Origin of the sequence: Collinsella aerofaciens (assembly GCF_040920445.1) — a bacterium.
GTDB classification, from domain to species: Bacteria; Actinomycetota; Coriobacteriia; order Coriobacteriales; family Coriobacteriaceae; genus Collinsella; species Collinsella aerofaciens_BH.
This window is the reverse complement of record NZ_JBCOTQ010000047.1, coordinates 1-18,690: the sequence shown is the minus strand read 5'-3', so window position 1 is coordinate 18,690 and position 18,690 is coordinate 1. Positions and strand designations below refer to the sequence as shown.

Here is an 18,690-nt window from a genome sequence, read left to right as displayed (position 1 = left end):
GCCCCTGGTCGTGGTCTCGTAGTTTTCAACAACGGCTTCGGTCATAGCGCCCACGTCCTTTCCTTTTTTGGTGATGGCAGATCAGAGCCTAGGGCGCGGAGCCTGGCCAAGGACGCGTGACGCCTTGGACGGTCGATGGTTGCCGGCAAACGGCGGGTCGAGTTTTCAACAACCCTGCCTAACTGACCAAAACCTTGCCAAAAGCTTGACGGACACTGTTGAAAAAAGCGCCCCTCGGCTTGCCGAGAGGCGCTGGCGCGATGTGCTGTAATGTGCTGAGTGCGCTGTGGAGATTAGAAGTCGGCGTTACCCACGGTGCGAGGATGCGGCAAGACGTCGCGGATGTTGCCAACGCCGGTCAGATACATGACCAAGCGCTCGAAGCCCAGACCGTAGCCGGCGTGCTTGCAGGAACCGTAGCGGCGCAGGTCAAGGTAGTACTTGTACTGCTCGGGATTCATGCCCAGGTCCTTGATGCGGGCCTCGAGCAGATCCAGGCGCTCCTCGCGCTGGGAGCCGCCGATAATCTCGCCGATACCGGGAACCAGGCAGTCGGCGGCGGCGACGGTCTTGCCGTCCTCGTTCATGCGCATGTAGAACGCCTTGATCTCGGCCGGGTAGTCGGTTACGAAGGTCGGGCGCTTAAAGTGCTCCTCGGTCAGGAAACGCTCGTGCTCGGTTTGCAGGTCGATGCCCCAGCTCACGGGATAGTCGAACTTGTGGCCGGCAGCCACCGCCTGCTCCAGGATCTCGACGGCCTCGGTATAGGTGACGCGGGCAAAGTCGGAGTTTGCCACGTGGTTCAGACGCTCGATCAGACCCTTGTCCACAAACTTGTTGAGCATATTGAGCTCGTCGGGGCAGGTGGCCATAACGTCCTTAAGAACGTACTTGAGCATGGCCTCGGCGTTGTCCATGTAGTCGTTGAGGTCGGCGAAGGCCATCTCGGGCTCAATCATCCAAAACTCGGCGGCATGGCGCGTGGTGTTGGAGTTTTCGGCGCGGAAGGTGGGGCCAAAGGTGTACACGTCGCCAAAGGCCATGGCAAAGTTCTCGGCATTGAGCTGGCCGGACACGGTGAGGCTCGCATGCTTGCCAAAGAAGTCCTGGCTCCAGTCGACCTCGCCGGACTCGGTGAGGGGTGGGTTTTTGGGGTCGAGCGTGGTCACGCGGAACATCTCGCCAGCACCCTCGCAGTCACTCGTGGTGATGATGGGGGTGTTGACGTAGACAAAGCCCTGCTCCTGGAAGAAGCGGTGGATAGCGGCAGCTGCGACAGAGCGGATGCGGAACACGGCGCGGAACAGGTTGGTGCGCGGACGCAGGTGCTGCTGGGTGCGCAGGAACTCGACGGTTGCGCGCTTCTTCTGCAGCGGGTAATCCGGGGCGCTGACGCCCTCGACCTCGATGGAGGTGGCAGAAAGTTCGAAGGGCTGGGGCGCATCGGGGGTCAGCTTGACGGTGCCGGTGCAGATGAGGGCGGCCGAGACGTTTTGGTGGGCGATCTCGTCGTAGTTGTCGAGCGCCTCGCGGTTCATGACGACCTGCAGGTCGCGGAAGCAGCTGCCGTCGTTGAGTGTAACGAAGCCAAAGTTCTTCATGTCGCGGACGGACTTGACCCAGCCGGCAACGGTGACGGTCTGGCCACCGAGCGACTCGGCATCGGCATAGAGCTGCGCGATTTTGGTGCGGTTCACGTATCCTCCCATAACGGTTGAATGATAGTTATCCATACAGTTCGATATTCTAGCAGCTCGGCTCATTTGGGCTATACAGATAAGGCATTGGCGGGATGGTTTTTCAAACGAAAAGCGCCCGCGGCCAAATGGTCGCGGGCGCTTGACGAGGTGCCTTTTGGCTGTATGGCGCGGGGCCTGGCTACTTGGTCTTGGCTACCAGCAGCGGGTCGCCCAGCTTGACGAGCGGGTTGCCGCCGATAAGCGTTCCAGATTCGCCGACATGGTCGATGCTCTTAAGACGATCGAGCTCGGAGACGATGACGGTCACGATGTCCTCGTGACCAGCGGCCTTAATGGCCTCGCGGTCGAAGCTGATGAGCGGCTGGCCTGCCTTGACCACATCGCCCATCTCGACAAAGCGGGCAAAACCCTTGCCGTTCATTTCCACGGTGCCCAGGCCAACATGGATGAACACGCGAAGACCGTCCTCGGTGATCATGCCAATGGAGTGGTTGGTGACAGTGGTGGCGCCGATGCGGCCGTTGGCGGGCGCATAGATGGTGCCGGTAATGGGCTCGATGCCATAGCCCTGGCCAAGCATGCCCGAGGCGATCGTCTCGTCGGGAACCTCGTCCAGGTTGACGAGCACGCCGTTGACGGGGGCATAGATGACGCCTTCGCGGGTGGCGAAGCTTGCTGCGGGCGGAACGGACGCCTCGCCGGTCGAGGTGAAGGTGGACTTAAGCGAATCGAGCAGACCCATAGTTGCCTCCAACTTAAATAGGCGCATATCGCGCGTTTGGTTTGCCGGAAACGTTTCACATGTGTTTCGCGGCTTGGTCAACGCCCCTATTCTACGCTGCTCAACGATACCTCTGAACTGGGATTATGTGATATATCAGTTGAAGGGAAACTTATTGCCGGAGTGTTTCTGCGCTACGGGTTCAAGTGGGGTACGCTTGAAGGCGAAAAACAAGGGCGCATAATTTGCGCGAAGGGAGCACATATGATTGTCGAGAACCATGCGCTGTGGGGCGAGGAGCCGACCGAGGATTATCCGGCGACGTTTACGTATTTGGGTGCCGAGCCGTTGCCCGATAAACCGAATGGCCGCCGCCCCGCGGTGATTATCTGTGGCGGAGGCGGGTTTACACATATCGCTCCGCACGAGCAGGACCCGGTGGCGTTTGCATTTTTGGATCACGGTTACCAGGCCTTTGTGCTCAACTATGTCACGAGCTCTACGGGTGACGTGAGCTTTCCGCACCCCCAGGCAGATCTTGCCAAGATGGTCGCCACGGTGCGCGCCAACGCCGACGAGTGGCATGTCGATCCTAAGCGCGTGTGCGTCGTGGGATTCTCGGCGGGCGGCATGATCTGTGCCTCGCTGGCAACGCAGTGGAAGACCGGCCCCTTCGCGGCACTTGCCGGGGCACGTCCGGACGACATTCGTCCCGATGCCGTGGTGCTGGGCTATCCGCTGCTCGACTTTGCCTATGTGCGCGACATGCAGACGCGCGATCCGCGCATTGACTTGCGCGTGCCCAAGACGGGCGGCAAGACGGGGCGCGATTTGCTCAACGACTACCTGTCGATGGTGACGGGTGGCGAGGCAACTGACGAGCATTTGGCCGATATCTGCCCCACCACGCATGTTTCGCGTCAGATGCCGCCGACCTTTGTGTGGGGCGTGTCCGACGACAAGACGGCGCCGATCGCGCAGGTCTACCCGTTTGCGCAGCGCATGGCCGAGGAGGGCGTTGCATGCGAGATGCACGTCTTCGACCAGGGTGGTCACGGCCTTTCGCTCGGCAACGCCAACACCGCGGTCGACAACGAGGACAAGCAGGTGGCGGTCCGTCCCTGGATCCGCCTAGCCTTCCGCTTCCTGGAGCGCCATCTGTAAGAGGACGGGCATCCCAGCCCTTCAATAACTTGCGGTGAAATAGTTCCGATCTGGGGCATCAACCAGCCCATCCAGGAACTATTCCACCGCAACTTCGTTTTTGATGCCCCGCCCGGAAACTGCGCCCCAGTTTTGCCTTTCAAGGTGGGACGCAGTTTCCCATAGGGCCTCGACTGGGAAAGCGCGTCCCGTTTCGAGCGGGGATTCCGGGATGCATTTTCCGTAAGAGGCCTGTTTGGGAAACCATATCCCGTTTCGAGCCGGAATTCTGGGATGTAGTTTCCCCGAGAGGCCTCATCGGGAAACTATGGCCCTGAACTCTCCTGCCTGTCCCCATTGCGCCAATTTGCTGATTGAACATCGTTGCATGTTCGCGCTATCATGCATGGTTAAAATTGGTTAGCCATGGCAAACGGTTAGCCATGGTGAACATAAATACAACGCCCTGCGGGCGCCGGGGGAGGAGCACGGACGTGAAGCTCGATACACTCGAGATTGGAAAGGACGCCGTTGTCGCATCGGTGGCATCGGACGATCAGGCACTCCGACAGCATATTTTGGACATGGGTCTAACGCCGGGCACCGAAGTCACCATGATGAAGTACGCCCCCATGGGTGACCCGCTCGAGATCCGCCTACGTGGCTACGAGTTGACGCTGCGCAAGGACGATGCCGCTCGCATCGAGCTCGTGGGTATTCACGACACCGATACGGGTCCGCGCGCTAACGCCGCAATCGGCACGACGGAGCATCCGGCCCTGGGCGAGGGGACGTATTCGCCCCGTGCGGCAAAGACGGCCGTGCCCGAGGGCGCGCCGCTGCACTTTGCCCTCGCCGGCAACCAAAACTGCGGCAAGACCACGTTATTCAACCAGCTGACGGGCTCCAACCAGCACGTCGGTAACTTTCCCGGCGTGACGGTCGACCGCAAAGATGGCACCATCCGTAACCATCCCGAGGCGAGCGTTACCGACCTGCCTGGCATTTACTCCCTGTCGCCGTACACAGGCGAAGAGGTCGTGAGCCGTCAGTTCATCCTTGACGAGCGCCCGGACGCCATCATCGACATCATTGACGCCACCAACATCGAGCGTAACCTGTACCTGACACTGCAGCTCATGGAGCTTGACCGTCCTATGGTCATCGCGCTCAACATGATGGACGAGGTGACCGCCAACGGCGGCGCCGTGGACGTCAACCTGCTCGAGAGCCTGTTGGGCGTGCCCGTTGTCCCCATTAGCGCTGCCCGCAACGAGGGCATCGGCGAGTTGGTGGACCACGCCCTGCACGTGGCACGGTTCCGCGAGCGCCCTGGTCGCCTGGACTTTTGTGCGCCCGACGGCCCGGACGGCGGTGCGCTGCATCGCTGCATCCACGGTATTGCTAACCTGATCGAGGACCATGCCGTGACGGCGCACATTCCGGTGCGCTTTGCGGCGACCAAGCTGGTCGAGGGCGATGAGCTGGTAACCGAGGCGCTTCACCTGGATCGCAATGAGCTCGACGCTATCGAGCACATCATTACCCAGATGGAGGGCGAGGCCGGCACCGACCGCCTATCTGCGCTGGCCGATATGCGTTTTAGCTTTATCGGCGACGTGTGCGGGCGTTGCGTCGTCAAGCCGCACGAGAGCCGCGAGCACGTGCGCTCCGTCAAGATTGACCGCATCCTGACAGGTCGTTACACAGCCATTCCGGCGTTTCTGGTGATCATGGGCCTCGTCTTTTGGCTGACGTTTGGCGTGATTGGCGCGGCGTTGCAGGGACTCATGGAGGACGGTATCGCTGCCATCATCGCCTCGGCCGATGCGGGTCTCAAGGCATTCGGCACCAACGACGTGGTGCGCTCGCTGGCTGTCGACGGCGTGCTTACGGGTGTGGGCAGCGTGCTGACCTTCCTGCCGATTATCGTCGTGCTCTTCTTGTTCCTCTCCATTCTGGAAGACTCCGGCTACATGGCGCGCGTGGCCTTTGTCATGGATAAGGTGCTGCGTCGCTTTGGCCTGTCGGGCCGCAGCTTCGTGCCCATGCTCGTCGGTTTTGGCTGCACCGTGCCGGCTATCATGTCGACCCGTACGCTCCCATCCGAGCACGACCGCAAGATGACGGTCATGCTCACGCCGTTTATGAGCTGCTCGGCCAAGCTGCCGGTCTACGGACTGCTGTGCGGGGCGTTCTTCCCGCAGGCGACAGTTCCCGCCATGGTCTCGCTCTATCTGATTGGCATTGCGGTTGGTTGCATTGCGGCTTTGGTGCTTAACCGCACGGCATTTAAGGGCGACCCGGTGCCGTTTATCATGGAGCTTCCCAATTACCGCCTGCCGAGCGTCAAGACGACGGTGATGCTGGCTTGGGATAAGGCCAAAGACTTTATTACCAAGGCCTTTACCATTATCTTTGCCGCTACCGTGGTCATCTGGTTCCTTCAGACGTTCGACATTCGCTTTAATGTGGTCGCCGATCAGTCGCAGAGTCTACTTGCCGGTCTGGGTAGCATTATCGCGCCGGCGCTGGCGCCGCTTGGCTTTGGCGACTGGCGTGCATCCACGGCGCTCGTCACCGGACTTATCGCCAAGGAGAGCGTTATCTCGACCCTCACCGTGCTTTTGGGTGCAACGTCGCCTGCGGCACTGTCGACCATGTTTTCGCCGTTTACCGCTTACGTGTTCCTGGTCTTTACGCTGCTGTACCCGCCTTGCGTGGCGGCAATCGGCGCCGTCAAGAGTGAGCTTGGCGCGCGCTATGCCGTGGCCGTATTCGCATTTCAAGTGACGGTCGCCTGGATCGTGGCGTTTGTCGTGCATTCGGCGGGCATATTGCTGGGATTGGCTTAGGGGCGCGTTGATGCTCCGCGCTTTTGGGCGAGCAACAATTCAATAAATATGAGCCAAAATACCGGCAATCGTCGGCCTGCGGGGACTGTCCTACGCTGCAGATTGCCGTTCGCTGCCTATTTGCTGCCGTTTACGGATTCGTAAATACTTGCAATCGTCGGTCGATTTAACCGTATTACGCGGTGCCGATGCACATTTTGTGCGCCCCTTTCTACAATCACTTTGTTTCTATTGCCGAACATGTCTTCCGTTTCGCCTGTGTGGGGACGTGGGATGCAATAGTCGTTTGTAGAGGCTCATTGAGGAGGGAATTGATGAAAGAAAAATTCCAATCGTTCGGAAAGGCAATGCTCGTTCCGATTACGCTCATTGCCATTTCCGGTCTCTTTTTGGGTATCGGTAGCGTTTTTACGACCGAACTGACCCTTGTGTCCCTTGGCGTTAATTGGGACTGGTATGCCGCTTCGCCGCTCTTTACGTTCTTCTCGGTATTTAAGGGTCTCGGCGAGGTAATCATTGGAAACCTCGGTGTTTTGTTTGCCGTCGGCTGCGCCTTCTCCTTGTCTCGCAAAGAGAAGGGCTGGGCTGCCTTTTCTGCCCTTGTCTGCTATCTCACCATGCTCAAGACGGTTGAGATTCTGCTTGGAGCAGCTGGCTTGGCTGCCGACAATACAACGGTGGAAGCTCTTCAGAAGGTCGGCCTTACGTCCATTCAGGCGAGTGAGCAGTCCGCACTCTACACTACCTCGCTCGGCTTTTTTGGCTACAGCTCTGGTGTCTTTGGCGGCATTATCGTGGGCTGCCTGGTCGCTTGGATCACCGGCCGTTTTTACAAGACCAAGCTTCCAACGGCGCTGGCGTTTTTTGCGGGCAGTCGAACGGTCCCTATTGTATCGCTGGTCGCCGGTGGCATCCTGGGCGGCATCATGTACTTCGTCTGGCCCGTCATCGGTGGATGCTTCTCGGGTATTGCGACGTTCGTGAAAGGCTCCGGTCTGGTCGGTACGTTTGTCTATCGCTGGGTGCTCGAGAGCCTTGTGCCGTTTGGCTTGCATCCGCTGCTCGAGACGCCCATGTATTGGACTGAGCTTGGCGGCTCCATGGTCGTCGATGGAACGCGCGTGGTGGGCAATAGCGCCATTCAGCTTGCACAGCTCGCTTCTCCCAGCAGCGACAAGCTCTTGGTTAGGGCCTTCATGGCTGGTTATGGCATTAACGATTATGCGTTGTTCCCGGGCATCGCCCTTGCTATGTGGTCTTGTGCCAAGCCCCAGAACCGCAAGAAGGTTGCTGGTCTTTTAATCCCCACAGTGATTTCGACTGTTTTCTTTGGTGTTACGGAGCCTATTCTCTTTACGTTCCTGTTTGCCGCCCCCTGGCTCTACTTTGGCGTTTACGCTCCGCTTTCCGGACTGGGTGAAGTTCTCTCGGAGGCAATGGGCGTTTCGGTGTACCAGGGAAATATCAAGGACCTGATCCCATTCTTATTCCGCCCCGAGAAGCTTAATCTGCTTCCGTACCTTATTCTGCTCCCCGCCTTTTTCCTGGCAGCTTTCTTCCTCTTCCGGTTCTTTATTACTAAGTTCGATATCAAGACGCCCGGTCGAGATGATGGTGACGATATTGAGTTGATCAACAGCAGAGCCGAGTTCGAGGCAAAGGCCGCTGAGGCAAAGGGCGAGTCTGATAGCACTCCCGAGAAGGCAGTCCAGGGCCGTGCGACCAAGGACAGCGCGCTTGCTGTTGGCATTGTCGAAGCGCTTGGTGGAGCCGACAACATTGATGATCTTGACAACTGCATCTCACGTCTTCGCGTGATTGTCAAGGATGGTTCCAAGGTTGCAGACGACGAGGTGTTCACCAAGAATCTTGAAGCTATGGGCGTTATCCGCCTGAGCGACAAGGCAATCCAGGTCATTTACGGTCCTCGTGTCGGCGAAGTCGCTTCTGAGGTGCACGAAGTTCTCGGTGACGAGTAAAACGCGCAAGTGGCTTTCAATTGCATAGCGCAATTCCAGGGCTTGGCTTCCTATCGCATGATTTAGGGGGCCAAGCCTTCTTGTTTTAGATTGTCAAGGCAGATACTCAATAGTTCTTCGAATGCGAGAATACAACTTCCGGTAAAGCAGTTAGGCTTAACGTTCTTAAGATCCATTGGGTGATCGTCATGTATCGTAAAGATCGCGTCTGCCGTCTTGGCGAGCTCGCTGTCTTCGTTGCCGGTAAACGCGAGGGTCGTAATGCCCGCGTCGTGGCATGCCCTTGCGGTTTCCAGGATGGCTTCTGTCTGGCCCGATTTGGATATGAGCATCATGCAGCTGAGCGTATTTCGGTTGGATTCGACAAACTGATCGGTTTCTAGGAAGTCCTGTATGACGGCCAAAAAGCCAAGTCCAACGAGCTTGGTCGCCATGTACTGCGCAACGATGCGTGAGAAGCCCTCTCCGTTTACTCCGATCATTCTGTTGCGATGCAGTGCGGCGATGAATACGTCTACATCTCCGGTGTGGCATACGAAGTGGACGCTACTGTCTTTGAGTGATTGATTCATTTCGCGGGAGACATGCTGAAGGTGCTTGAGATCGTACATCATTTCGCGGTAGCCACGGTAGCCGAGCTTTTTCGAAAGCCTGATGACTGTCGTCATGCTGGTAAAGCATGCCATGGCGACGGGTTTTATGCCAATATCATCGAGGGTGTCGATATTGTTGAGCAGGTATTCGAGTACGCTTTGCTCGGTTTCGGATAGCTTTGCGGCTGAGTAGAGCTTGGAAATCTGCTTTTTATCAACCATCGGTGCCCCTTCCCGCCGGACGTGTGTGGCCGCTTCCGTTGCGTAAATAATAACTCCTTGGGGAATTCCTTTCCCGCCTTGCAGCCGGGGCGGGAAGCGGCCCTTCATGCTGGATACAATATCCAAACACAGGCGAACCATGCAATATTGAATGTGCTATTTGGGGGTTTCGATATGAAACTTACGGTCATAGGCGGCGGTGGCGTCCGCTCCATGTTTTTGGCAAAGAGCATAGCCCAGCAGGCGTCATCGCTTGGAATCGACGAACTTGTGTTTATGGACAATGATCCCGAGAAGCTGCGCATCTACGGTGGCCTTGCCGCCCATGTCTCGGGCATGCTTTGCCCCACGCTTAATTTTTCACTGACGGGCGATGCGGTCGAGGCCGTTAAGGACGCCGATTACGTGATCACGACGATTCGCGTCGGTGGGGATCATATGCGCGTTCGCGATGAGCGCATTGCTCTTTCGCATGGGGTTCTTGGCCAAGAGACGACTGGCGCAGCCGGCGTGTCTTTTGCCATGCGCTCCGTCCCTGCGCTTGCTTCGTATTGCGAGTTAATCAAGAAGTACGCAAAGCCGGACGTCAAGGTGTTTAACTTTACTAATCCCGCTGGCGTCGTATCTCAGGCCCTACGCGATATGGGCTATGATTTTACTTATGGCATTTGCGATGCCCCCTCGGGCATGTTGCATCAGTTTGCCGAGTATAAAGGCGTTGATCCCGCATCGGTTCAGGGCGAGTGCTATGGACTCAACCACCTCTCGTTCTTCCGCAATGTGACGGTTGATGGCGAGGACATCATGCCCGACTTGATCCACGACGACGGGGCATATGCTCATACAGATCTTAGGTTCTTCGAGAAGGACCTCGTCCTAAATCGCGGATGCGTGCCAAATGAGTACCTATACTATTTCTACTATCGCGAGCGCGCCGTTGCCAACGTTCTCTCTTCGCCCCAGACGCGCGGCGAACTAATCGAAGAAATTAATCGAGAAATGACGAGCGAGCTTGCATCTATCGATATTGAGAACGACTTCGAAAAGGGCCTCGCGTGCTTTGAGAAGTGGTACGGAATGCGCGAAAACAACTACATGGCTGCCGAGACAGGTATTCACCGCGACAAGCCGTGGACGTTTGACGTGTACGGCAAAGATGCTGGCGGATACGCAGGTGTCGCGCTCCGTTTCATGGATATTGCTCGCTCTGGCAAGACGCAGCAGATGATCCTGTGCACCCCCAACAATGGCGCCATCCCCGGCCTTCTCGATACAGATGTCATTGAGTCAACGTGCGATATCTCCACCGATGGCTGCGTACCGCATCGCGTCGAAGCCGATTCTGTGCCCGCGGGAAACCTCGAATTGATTCGTCGCGTCAAGTACTACGAGCGCACCGTGGCGCGTGGTATCGTTAACCGATCGAAGCGCGATATTGTCGAGAGCCTCGCGATGCACCCGCTCGTTAATTCGTACTCCTTGGCGAAAGATATCGCCGCGCAGTACTTTGAGCTTAACCGCGACTACATCGACGGCTGGACAGACTAGTCTGGACGTTAAAACTAGAAATTATGGATGGGCGGACCGGCGTTTATATTGGCGCCCGTTCGCCCTGCCTAGTAAGAAAACGGGTATAGAGTGAACTTGCGAGAGAACTTCAATGTCTTTCTGGAATCGGGCGATCGGGCGAAGGGATGCCGGAGTGGCTGCACGATGGCGTTATATATCCCCTTGTTTGTTATGAGCGCGCTTCAAATTGGTGTATCAAACGTTGCAACTGAGCTCGCCTATATCAATCCGTCCATTACGCTTATTTGCACTGTGATCGCGGCCTTTTTAAACCTGCTTCTATCGAACGTGGCTTTTTCATTATTTGCCGTCGACCGGTCCAAAGAGACGGTGCAACCTGCTCGAACCCCTCCGGTTTATCTTTTGGCCTCGACGGTTCCCCTCCAGATTTCTGGGGCGCTGCTAATTTATTTGGTTCACTTGATTTTATCGGCAATTGTAGTCTTTGCCTCGCTTGCGAGCAGCCAGCTCGGGGTGTTGTGCTCGCTTGTGGTGGCAGTAATCGTGACGCTTCTTTCCGCGTCGTTCGTATTCGTGTTAATTGAAGATGCGGGCGTGGAGCAGAGGGGGCTACGAGGCATTCGGTTTGCACCACGCTACATCATGCGTTCGGTCACGGTGCTTCGTTCCTCCTGCAGGGAAATCGCTCGTCCCGCAACGATGCTGGTGGCATGGAACCTGGTTGCAAGTTGCGCTATCCAGGTTCTTATTGGATGGGTAGTTTCGAGTGCGGCGCTGCCGTCGGCACTTTCAGTGACGGCGCTTGTACATGAGGGACTTTATTATGGGGCGTTTGCTTATATGCTGCTTTTGCTAGTTCATTGTGCGGTTGCGAGTTGGCTCGAAATTGACGTGCTCATGGGGGTGTCCTTGTGCGTATCCGAGCAGGCGCGATAGCCCGAAGATGAAGCCGCGTTTTCGACATTGAGTTCCTGCGTACCTTGCTTTCTAAGCAGAATTGGCGCGCCTTCTGTTAACGATCGTTTTCCAAGAATTCTTTTTGTTGCTCATTTTATAGACTTCTCATTGCTATAATCGCCCACCGCTCAAGATAATCGGAGAGGTTTTCCTATATGGCTCAAACAAAGCAAGGTGGTATCGCACTCAGGCAGTGGCTTCCGCTTATCGGGCTCACCTGCTGTGCGTTCGTGTTCAACACGTCGGAGTTTATGCCCATCGGCCTTTTGACTGATATCGCCGCGTCGTTCTCGCTCACCGAGGCCCAGGCGGGCATCATGATCTCGGTCTATGCCTGGGGCGTCATGCTGCTGTCGCTGCCGCTCATGGTGTTCGCCTCGCGCTTTGAGTTCAAGCGGATGCTGCTGGGCGTGCTGGCCGTGTTCTCGCTGGGCCAGTTCCTGTCCGCTGTGGCGCCGACCTATCCCATCCTGGTCTGCGCGCGCCTGGTGGTCGCTTGCGCACATGCCGTGTTCTGGTCAGTCGCCTCGATTATGGCCTCGCGCCTGGTCGACACTCGCCACGGCGCGCTCGCCATCAGCATGATCGCTACGGGCTCGTCCATCGCGCAGATCTTTGGCCTGCCTCTCGGTCGCGCCATTGGCTTGGCCGTGGGCTGGCGCATGACGTTTGCCGTGGTCGGGGGCCTCTCAGCCATTGCGGTCGTCTACCAGGCAGCGGTGTTCCCGGCCATGCCGGCGGGTGAGCGCTTTACCGTCAAACAGCTGCCCGAGCTGCTCAAGAACCCGCTCCTCATCGCGCTCTACGCAGTCACGGTCTTCATGGCGACCGGCTATTACGCAAGCTACAGCTATATCGAGCCCTTCCTGGCGCAGGTCGCGCACGTCGATGCGGGCGCCATCACCATGACGCTGACGGCGTTTGGCTGCTCTGGTCTGGTGGGCAGCTGGCTGTTTGGCCGTCTGTTCGACGGGCACCGCTTCCCGTTCTTGGCTATCACGCTCTCCGGCGTGCCGGTGGCTCTGCTGCTTATGGCCCCCGCAGCCTCGGCGCTCGTGTTGGTGCTTGCCGTCTGTGCACTATGGGGCTGCTGCGCCACGGCCTTTAACGTGGCGTTCCAAGCCGAGCTCATCAAGCACACGCCGGCAGATTCGTCGGCCGTCGCCATGTCGATCTTCTCGGGCCTGTTCAATCTGGGCATTGGCACGGGTACCGCGATCGGCGGAGCCGTGGTTTCGGGCCCCGGTATCGCCTGGATCGGCTGCGCGGGTGGCGCAATCGCCGCCGTGGGTGTCATCCTCGCCATCACGGTAATGTTCCCGGCCATCCGTCGCGCAAAGCCCGTTGCCTAATCACGTTCCCTCATCAGTTGCGGTGGAATAGTTCCTGTTTAAGGCCTCTGAAGGCCCAAGCGGGAACTATTCCACCGCAACTTATTTTGGGGGAGGGGATGCGCGGCGGGCATACAATGGATGTCGTTGTGTTGAGCTTACCGGGAGGTTGCTATGTGGGCATACGAGACGACGTTCTATCAGATCTATCCGCTGGGCTTTTGCGGAGCTCCGCGCGAAAACGCCGCGCCCGTTGCCGAAGAAGAGCTCGCCCAGGCCGCCGATGCCACAGCTAGCCCCGATGCTCCTATCATGAAGATCGCCCAATGGGCCGACTACCTGCAAAAACTCGGTATTGGCGCTGTGCTGATCAATCCGCCGCTCGAGTCTGATAGCCACGGCTACGATACGCGCAGCCTGCGCCATATCGACCGCCGCCTGGGTGGGGACGCCGATTTTGCTGCCGTATGCGAGACACTGCACGCCCATGGCATCCGCGTGGTGCTCGATGCTGTCTTCAACCACGTCGGTCGCGGCTTTTGGGCCTTCCGCGATGTGCAGGAGCGCAAGTGGGATTCGCCCTACAAGGACTGGTTCCACATCAGCTTCGACGGCGACTCGTGCTACGGCGACGGCTTTTGGTACGAGGGCTGGGAGGGCCATTTTGAGCTTGTGAAGCTCAACCTGCAAAACCCCGCCGTGGTCGATTACCTGCTTGAGTCTGTGCGCCGTTGGGCAGAGGTCTTTGGTGTCGACGGCCTGCGCTTGGACGTCGCCTATATGCTCGACCGCGACTTCATGCGCCGCCTGCACGCCTTTACCCGTGAGCTCAAGCCCGACTTTGTGCTGATTGGTGAGACGCTCCACGGCGACTACAACCAGATCGTCAACGACGAGATACTCGACTCCTGTACCAACTACGAGTGCTACAAGGGCCTGTACTCCAGCTTTAACTCGGTCAACATGTTCGAGATTGCCCACTCGCTGTATCGCCAGTTTGGCGGTGACCCGTGGTGCATTTATCGCGGCAAGCATCTGCTGTCGTTTGTCGACAACCACGACGTGCCGCGCCTGTCGAGCATCCTGACGGACAAGTCCTGCCTGCGCCCTGCCTACGGCATGCTCTTTGGTATGCCGGGCATTCCATGCGTCTACTACGGCAGCGAGTGGGGGATTACTGGCGAAAAGGGCGGCCCCGATGGCGATTGGGCGCTACGTCCTGCGCTTGACACCCCGGCACCTAACGAGCTGACGGCATTTGTCACGCAGCTTGCGCACCTACGCTCGGCAAACGACGCGGCAGCCCGTGCCCTCAACTACGGCGCTTACCGCAACGTGGTGATCCAGAACAAGCAGCTGCTGTTCGAGCGCGCCTGCGATGACGCGACGGTGCTCGTGGCGGTCAACGCCGTGAACGAGCCCTATACCTTTGGAGCCGGCGAGCTCAACGGCTCCTTCGTCGACCTGCTTGCCGACGATGCGCCCACGGTCGAGCTGACGGGTACCCTTGAGCTTGCACCCTACGAGGTGCGCTATCTGCTGAGGGCCTAGCTCGTGGCCGCGTCTGACGAGGGCTATCAGCATATTGAGCATGGGTTTGAACCCGTGTTTGACGAGCGCTCGCGCGTTTTGGTGTTGGGGTCGTTTCCTTCGGTGCTCTCGCGTGCCAATGCCTTCTACTATGGCAATCCGCAGAACCGCTTTTGGCGCGTGATGGCCGCGTGCCTTGGTGCGCCCGTGCCGCCCAACGAGGGAGACTCTTTGGCAAGCGGTGAGCCCGCGACGCTCGATGCCTCGATTGCCGCCAAGCGGGCCATGCTGCTGAACGGCGGCGTGGCCCTGTGGGATGTGATCGAGAGCTGTGACATCAAGGGCTCGAGTGACGCGAGCATCAAAAACGTCGTTCCGGCGCATGCCGAGCGTATTACCGGTGCAGCTCCTATCGAGGTCGTTGTCTGTAACGGCGGCACGGCAGGGCGGCTCTACAAGCACTACCTGCAAGAGCGCACGGGGCTGCCGGCCATCGTTCTGCCGTCGACAAGTCCCGCCAATGCGGCATGGCGCCTGGAACGCCTTGTCGAGCGCTGGCGCGAGGCCGTTGACTGGGCAGCTCTCTAATTTAGATACTTGATTGAGCATGGGTGCCGAGGCATTTCATGATGGCATGCCAGATCGGTGCGGGCAGCGCGGGCTTGACGCGCACCATGCCGTCGGCATCGACGCTACCGGCATTGCCACCGCCAAGCAGCTGCGCATGCTCAATGGAGCAGCCCATGCGCACGGCGCCCACAAGCTTATCCATCGCTTCCGAAAATGGTCGGCGCAAGAGGCCCATGCGTGGGGAATGACGAAGCGCCGCAATGCCGCCGCCGGCACAGATGACAACGCCGTCGCACCATGGCAGGTCACGTAGAATACATGCCCGGTACAGGCGGTCGAGGACTTCGTCCGTCTGCTTGGCGTTGTTGGACAGGGCCTGGACGACGACATAGACGCGTGTTTCTGTATTCCCAAGGCGATCGAGTATCTGCTCGACAGCGATCATAGCCTCATCGTCAAATGCATCATCAACAGCGAGCACTATGCCATCGACTGCACCGGCATCATCCGCCTTCAAGTCAACCGGGTGGGGGAGTACGGTGTCGGAAAGCCGGGCATAGGCCGCGATGGCATCTTGCAGGTCCCAGAGCAAAAACTCAAGATCGGCGCTATTGGGAATGCTGATATACGCAATGGTTTGCAACGTTTTTGGTACATCGCCGCGTGTGGTCGTCTCCATGCCACCTCCTTTCCGGTTGGTTTCCGTTTAGGTTACACCGTCTGGTGACGCCTCGCCGCGCTATCCTAGTGCAACCCTTACGAAAGGAACGCCATGCGTCTGCCCATGAATACCTCGCTTGCCACGCTCAAGCCCTCCGGCATCCGCCGGATCAACGCACTCGCCGCGCAGCATCCGGGATGCATTGCGCTCGCGCTCGGCGAGCCCGATTTTCCCACGCCCGATGTGATTAGCGCTGAGGTGACTGCCTCGCTCAATCGCGGTGACACGCATTATCCGCCCAACAACGGTCGCCCCGCCCTGCGCGAGGCGTTGTCTGCCTACATGGGGGACGCGGGCCTTACGTTTTCGGCCGACGAGGTCATCCTGACCGACGGCGCGACCGAGGCCCTGTCGGCTACGTTTATGGCCATGCTCAACCCCGGCGACGAGGTCATTATCCCCACGCCGGCCTTTGGCCTGTACGAGAGCATCGTCGTGGCCAACCACGCCCAGGCGGTCTTTTTGGATACGGAGCCTGCGCAATTCCAGATTGATGAGGAGACGCTCCGTGCCTGCATGACGCCGGCGACCAAGGCCATCGTCATCTGCTCGCCCAACAACCCCACGGGCTGCATCCTCAACGCGGCGTCGCTCGACGCCGTGGCGCGCGTGGCAGAGCAGGCGGGCATCTACGTGGTCTGCGACGACGTATACAACCGTCTGGTCTATGTGGATGGCTACGAGCGCTTTGCCCAGCGCCACCCGGAGCTACGCGAGCAGACGGTGGTTATCGAGAGCTTCTCCAAGCCCTGGGCCATGACCGGCTGGCGCCTGGGTTGGCTCGCAGCCGCAGCCCCCGTCATCGCCGAGATCGCAAAGGCGCACCAATACCTAGTATCGAGCGCTGTTTCCTTCGAGATGGACGCCGCAGCCCGAGCCCTGACCGTCGACCCAACCCCCATGCTCAATGTCTACCGAGCCCGCCGCGAACGCGTGCTCGCAGCCTTAAGCGCCATGGGCCTCGACGTAGTGGAACCAGCCGGCGCCTTCTACGCTTTCCCGAGCATCAAACAATTCGGACTACCAAGCGAAGACTTTTGCATCAAAGTCATCAAAGAGGCAAACGTAGCCCTAGTCCCGGGAGACTGCTTCGGCACCGAAGGCCACATCCGCCTAAGCTACTGCGTCTCCGACCAAGATCTGGACGAAGGCCTAAATCGCCTGTCCACCTTCATTTCAACCTTATAGCCCAACGGGACGCAACGCATCAGCCCACCGACCCAAGCATTATGAGTGGGGCGCGCTGGCCAACGGAAAACCGGGCTGCCCCATAGTTGACGCAGGCCGCGCCGCCAAAGGCCAGGCGCAAGGTTTTCGTAGATTCCGCACGAGCCGAAGAGCACTTAATGTGCTCTTCGTGCGAGCCCAGGACTTGACCGAGCGAAAACGTTGCGCCTGGCCTTTGGCGGCGCGGCCGGATGGTGGAATTGTGTACAGCCCGGTTTTCCGTTGACCGACGCCGGGGTCCCCGCCATAATACTTTCGGTTCACGCACGAATCCGCTGCCAGAGACAGCCGGTGCAAACGGGCATCGCCCGCGAGCTTAATGGGACTTCCCGCCAGCCGAGGTGGTCGAGTAGATATGTCTTCTCGCCCCCGTCGCTCATGCAGCGCGGGGGCTTTCTTTTTGGACATGCCCCCGTCACGTCCTTGTGGCGGACCGTGCCCGGAAAGAATTCGAGGAGGTGTAATTCATGCCCCAGCAGTACAAAATCGACAAGGTTGCAGAGATCGAGTCCCGTATCGCCGAGAACGCCGGTCTGTTCGTCGTCAACTACAACGGTCTGACGGTTAAGCAGGCTCAGGAGCTGCGTCATCAGCTTCGCGAGTGCGGCGCCGAGATGAAGGTCTACAAGAACAACCTGGTCAAGATCGCTCTCAAGAACCAGGAGCAGCCCGAGCTCGACGAGATCCTCGCCGGCCCCGTCGCTTATGTGTTCTACGAGACCGAGCCGGTCGAGGCCGCTAAGACCCTTAAGGACTTCTCCGCTCAGTCCAAGGGTGTCCTTGAGATCAAGGGCGGTATCTCCGACGGCAAGGCCGTTTCCGCTGATGATGTTAAGGCTATCGCCGAGCTGCCCACCAAGGATCAGCTTCTCGGCCAGATCGCCGGTCTCATCTCCGGTTTCGCTCGCGACATCGCTGTCTGCGTCAACGGCGTTTCCTCTGGTCTCGCTCGTTCGATCCAGCAGGTCTCCGAGCAGAAGGCAGCCTAGTTGCTGTTTTCACCCGCGGCGGCAACGCCGCACCCCTGGCGCATTCGCGCCGTGTTTTAACTGATCTCCGTGCATCCGCACGGAAACCGAAAGGACTTAGAAATGGCTAAGCTTACCACCGATGAGATCATCGATGCTCTTAAGGAAATGACCCTTCTCGAGGCTTCCGAGCTCGTCAAGGCTATCGAGGACACCTTCGGCGTTTCCGCCGCTGCTCCTGCCGCTGTTGTCGCCGCTCCCGCTGCTGGCGCTGCTGAGGCCGAGGAGAAGACCGAGTTTGACGTCGTGCTCGAGGGCTTCGGCGACAACAAGATTCAGGTCATCAAGGCCGTCCGTGAGCTCACCAACCTTGGCCTGAAGGAGGCCAAGGAGGTCGTCGAGGGCGCTCCCAAGGCTGTTCTCGAGGGTGCCAAGAAGGAGGACGCCGAGGCTGCCAAGGAGAAGCTCGAGGCTGCTGGCGCTGCTGTCACCCTCAAGTAATCAGGCTTTCTCGCCAGATTTCTTTAAAGACGGGGTTCGCATTGCGAGCCCCGTCTTTTTTGTTTTTCAAGACTTTAGTCTGCTGGCCGCGCAGCGGCCAGCTTTAAACCACCCGCTACGCGGGTGGAGACAAACGGCTTTA

15 protein-coding genes are annotated in these 18,690 nt (G+C 58.6%); 11 read left to right on the top strand and 4 right to left on the bottom strand.

The window, feature by feature from the left end; genetic code table 11:
- Window positions 1-293: 293 nt before the first annotated feature.
- Window positions 294-1,697 carry an asparagine--tRNA ligase gene (gene asnS, locus AB5405_RS07830; protein ID WP_368138095.1) on the bottom strand — a complete coding sequence of 468 codons (1,404 nt, stop codon included), beginning with the start codon at window positions 1,695-1,697 and terminating at the stop codon, window positions 294-296.
- A 181-nt stretch (window positions 1,698-1,878) separates the two neighbouring features.
- A complete protein-coding gene (locus AB5405_RS07825; protein ID WP_022093882.1) occupies window positions 1,879-2,442 on the bottom strand; it encodes a PTS sugar transporter subunit IIA in 564 nt (187 codons plus the stop codon).
- Window positions 2,443-2,685: 243 nt separating this feature from the next.
- On the opposite strand from AB5405_RS07825, the gene AB5405_RS07820 reads away from it, so the two are divergent.
- The 3 genes from AB5405_RS07820 (at window position 2,686) to AB5405_RS07810 (ending at window position 8,398) form a co-directional block, all read left to right on the top strand.
- Entirely contained in the window at window positions 2,686-3,585 is a 900-nt protein-coding gene (locus AB5405_RS07820) for an alpha/beta hydrolase (protein ID WP_138339604.1), read from the top strand.
- Between the two features lie 422 nt (window positions 3,586-4,007).
- The gene (feoB, locus tag AB5405_RS07815; RefSeq protein ID WP_368138094.1) at window positions 4,008-6,419 is read left to right on the top strand and encodes a ferrous iron transport protein B; all 2,412 of its coding nucleotides are present in this window, start codon (window positions 4,008-4,010) and stop codon (window positions 6,417-6,419) included.
- A 314-nt stretch (window positions 6,420-6,733) separates the two neighbouring features.
- On the top strand, window positions 6,734-8,398 hold the full coding sequence (locus tag AB5405_RS07810; protein ID WP_368138093.1) for a PTS transporter subunit EIIC: 1,665 nt from the start codon (window positions 6,734-6,736) through the stop codon (window positions 8,396-8,398).
- Between the two features lie 62 nt (window positions 8,399-8,460).
- Here AB5405_RS07810 and AB5405_RS07805 read toward each other — a convergent pair whose 3' ends face one another.
- Window positions 8,461-9,213, bottom strand: coding sequence for a MurR/RpiR family transcriptional regulator (locus tag AB5405_RS07805; protein WP_158550125.1), 753 nt, complete (start codon window positions 9,211-9,213; stop codon window positions 8,461-8,463).
- Window positions 9,214-9,387: 174 nt separating this feature from the next.
- On the opposite strand from AB5405_RS07805, the gene AB5405_RS07800 reads away from it, so the two are divergent.
- From AB5405_RS07800 to AB5405_RS07780, 5 genes are all read left to right on the top strand, one after another.
- Window positions 9,388-10,761, top strand: a complete 1,374-nt coding sequence (locus AB5405_RS07800) for a family 4 glycosyl hydrolase (protein ID WP_368138092.1) — start codon at window positions 9,388-9,390, stop codon at window positions 10,759-10,761.
- A 96-nt stretch (window positions 10,762-10,857) separates the two neighbouring features.
- Window positions 10,858-11,679, top strand: a complete 822-nt coding sequence (locus tag AB5405_RS07795; RefSeq protein WP_368138091.1) for a hypothetical protein — start codon at window positions 10,858-10,860, stop codon at window positions 11,677-11,679.
- A gap of 176 nt (window positions 11,680-11,855) precedes the next feature.
- Window positions 11,856-13,052: an MFS transporter gene (locus AB5405_RS07790; protein ID WP_368138090.1), complete on the top strand. Its 1,197-nt coding sequence runs from the start codon at window positions 11,856-11,858 to the stop codon at window positions 13,050-13,052.
- Between the two features lie 153 nt (window positions 13,053-13,205).
- Window positions 13,206-14,582 (top strand): alpha-amylase family glycosyl hydrolase, encoded by a 1,377-nt coding sequence (locus AB5405_RS07785; RefSeq protein ID WP_368138089.1) that lies wholly within the window; start codon window positions 13,206-13,208, stop codon window positions 14,580-14,582.
- A 3-nt stretch (window positions 14,583-14,585) separates the two neighbouring features.
- On the top strand, window positions 14,586-15,149 hold the full coding sequence (locus tag AB5405_RS07780; RefSeq protein ID WP_368138088.1) for a DNA-deoxyinosine glycosylase: 564 nt from the start codon (window positions 14,586-14,588) through the stop codon (window positions 15,147-15,149).
- Between the two features lies 1 nt (window position 15,150).
- On the opposite strand, the gene AB5405_RS07775 is transcribed toward AB5405_RS07780, so the two are convergent.
- Window positions 15,151-15,810, bottom strand: a complete 660-nt coding sequence (locus AB5405_RS07775; protein ID WP_368138087.1) for a hypothetical protein — start codon at window positions 15,808-15,810, stop codon at window positions 15,151-15,153.
- 93 nt (window positions 15,811-15,903) lie between these two features.
- Here AB5405_RS07775 and AB5405_RS07770 point away from each other — a divergent pair, with 93 nt between their 5' ends.
- The 3 genes from AB5405_RS07770 to rplL all read left to right on the top strand — a co-directional run bounded on the left by AB5405_RS07770 (window position 15,904) and on the right by rplL (window position 18,548).
- A complete protein-coding gene (locus tag AB5405_RS07770; protein WP_368138086.1) occupies window positions 15,904-17,040 on the top strand; it encodes a pyridoxal phosphate-dependent aminotransferase in 1,137 nt (378 codons plus the stop codon).
- A gap of 506 nt (window positions 17,041-17,546) precedes the next feature.
- The gene (rplJ, locus tag AB5405_RS07765) at window positions 17,547-18,068 is read left to right on the top strand and encodes a 50S ribosomal protein L10 (RefSeq protein WP_368138085.1); all 522 of its coding nucleotides are present in this window, start codon (window positions 17,547-17,549) and stop codon (window positions 18,066-18,068) included.
- A gap of 102 nt (window positions 18,069-18,170) precedes the next feature.
- Window positions 18,171-18,548, top strand: a complete 378-nt coding sequence (rplL, locus tag AB5405_RS07760; protein WP_006235005.1) for a 50S ribosomal protein L7/L12 — start codon at window positions 18,171-18,173, stop codon at window positions 18,546-18,548.
- Window positions 18,549-18,690 lie beyond the last annotated feature (142 nt).

Bases quoted from the DNA above. Each gene is read 5' to 3' on its own strand.
- AB5405_RS07825 (WP_022093882.1), bottom strand. From the start codon at position 2,442: ATGGGTCTGCTCGATTCGCTTAAGTCCACCTTCACCTCGACCGGCGAG.
- AB5405_RS07820 (WP_138339604.1), top strand. From the start codon at position 2,686: ATGATTGTCGAGAACCATGCGCTGTGGGGCGAGGAGCCGACCGAGGAT.
- feoB (WP_368138094.1), top strand. From the start codon at position 4,008: ATGGTGAACATAAATACAACGCCCTGCGGGCGCCGGGGGAGGAGCACG.
- AB5405_RS07810 (WP_368138093.1), top strand. From the start codon at position 6,734: ATGAAAGAAAAATTCCAATCGTTCGGAAAGGCAATGCTCGTTCCGATT.
- AB5405_RS07805 (WP_158550125.1), bottom strand. From the start codon at position 9,213: ATGGTTGATAAAAAGCAGATTTCCAAGCTCTACTCAGCCGCAAAGCTA.
- AB5405_RS07800 (WP_368138092.1), top strand. From the start codon at position 9,388: ATGAAACTTACGGTCATAGGCGGCGGTGGCGTCCGCTCCATGTTTTTG.
- AB5405_RS07790 (WP_368138090.1), top strand. From the start codon at position 11,856: ATGGCTCAAACAAAGCAAGGTGGTATCGCACTCAGGCAGTGGCTTCCG.
- AB5405_RS07785 (WP_368138089.1), top strand. From the start codon at position 13,206: ATGTGGGCATACGAGACGACGTTCTATCAGATCTATCCGCTGGGCTTT.
- AB5405_RS07775 (WP_368138087.1), bottom strand. From the start codon at position 15,810: ATGGAGACGACCACACGCGGCGATGTACCAAAAACGTTGCAAACCATT.
- AB5405_RS07770 (WP_368138086.1), top strand. From the start codon at position 15,904: ATGCGTCTGCCCATGAATACCTCGCTTGCCACGCTCAAGCCCTCCGGC.
- rplJ (WP_368138085.1), top strand. From the start codon at position 17,547: ATGCCCCAGCAGTACAAAATCGACAAGGTTGCAGAGATCGAGTCCCGT.
- rplL (WP_006235005.1), top strand. From the start codon at position 18,171: ATGGCTAAGCTTACCACCGATGAGATCATCGATGCTCTTAAGGAAATG.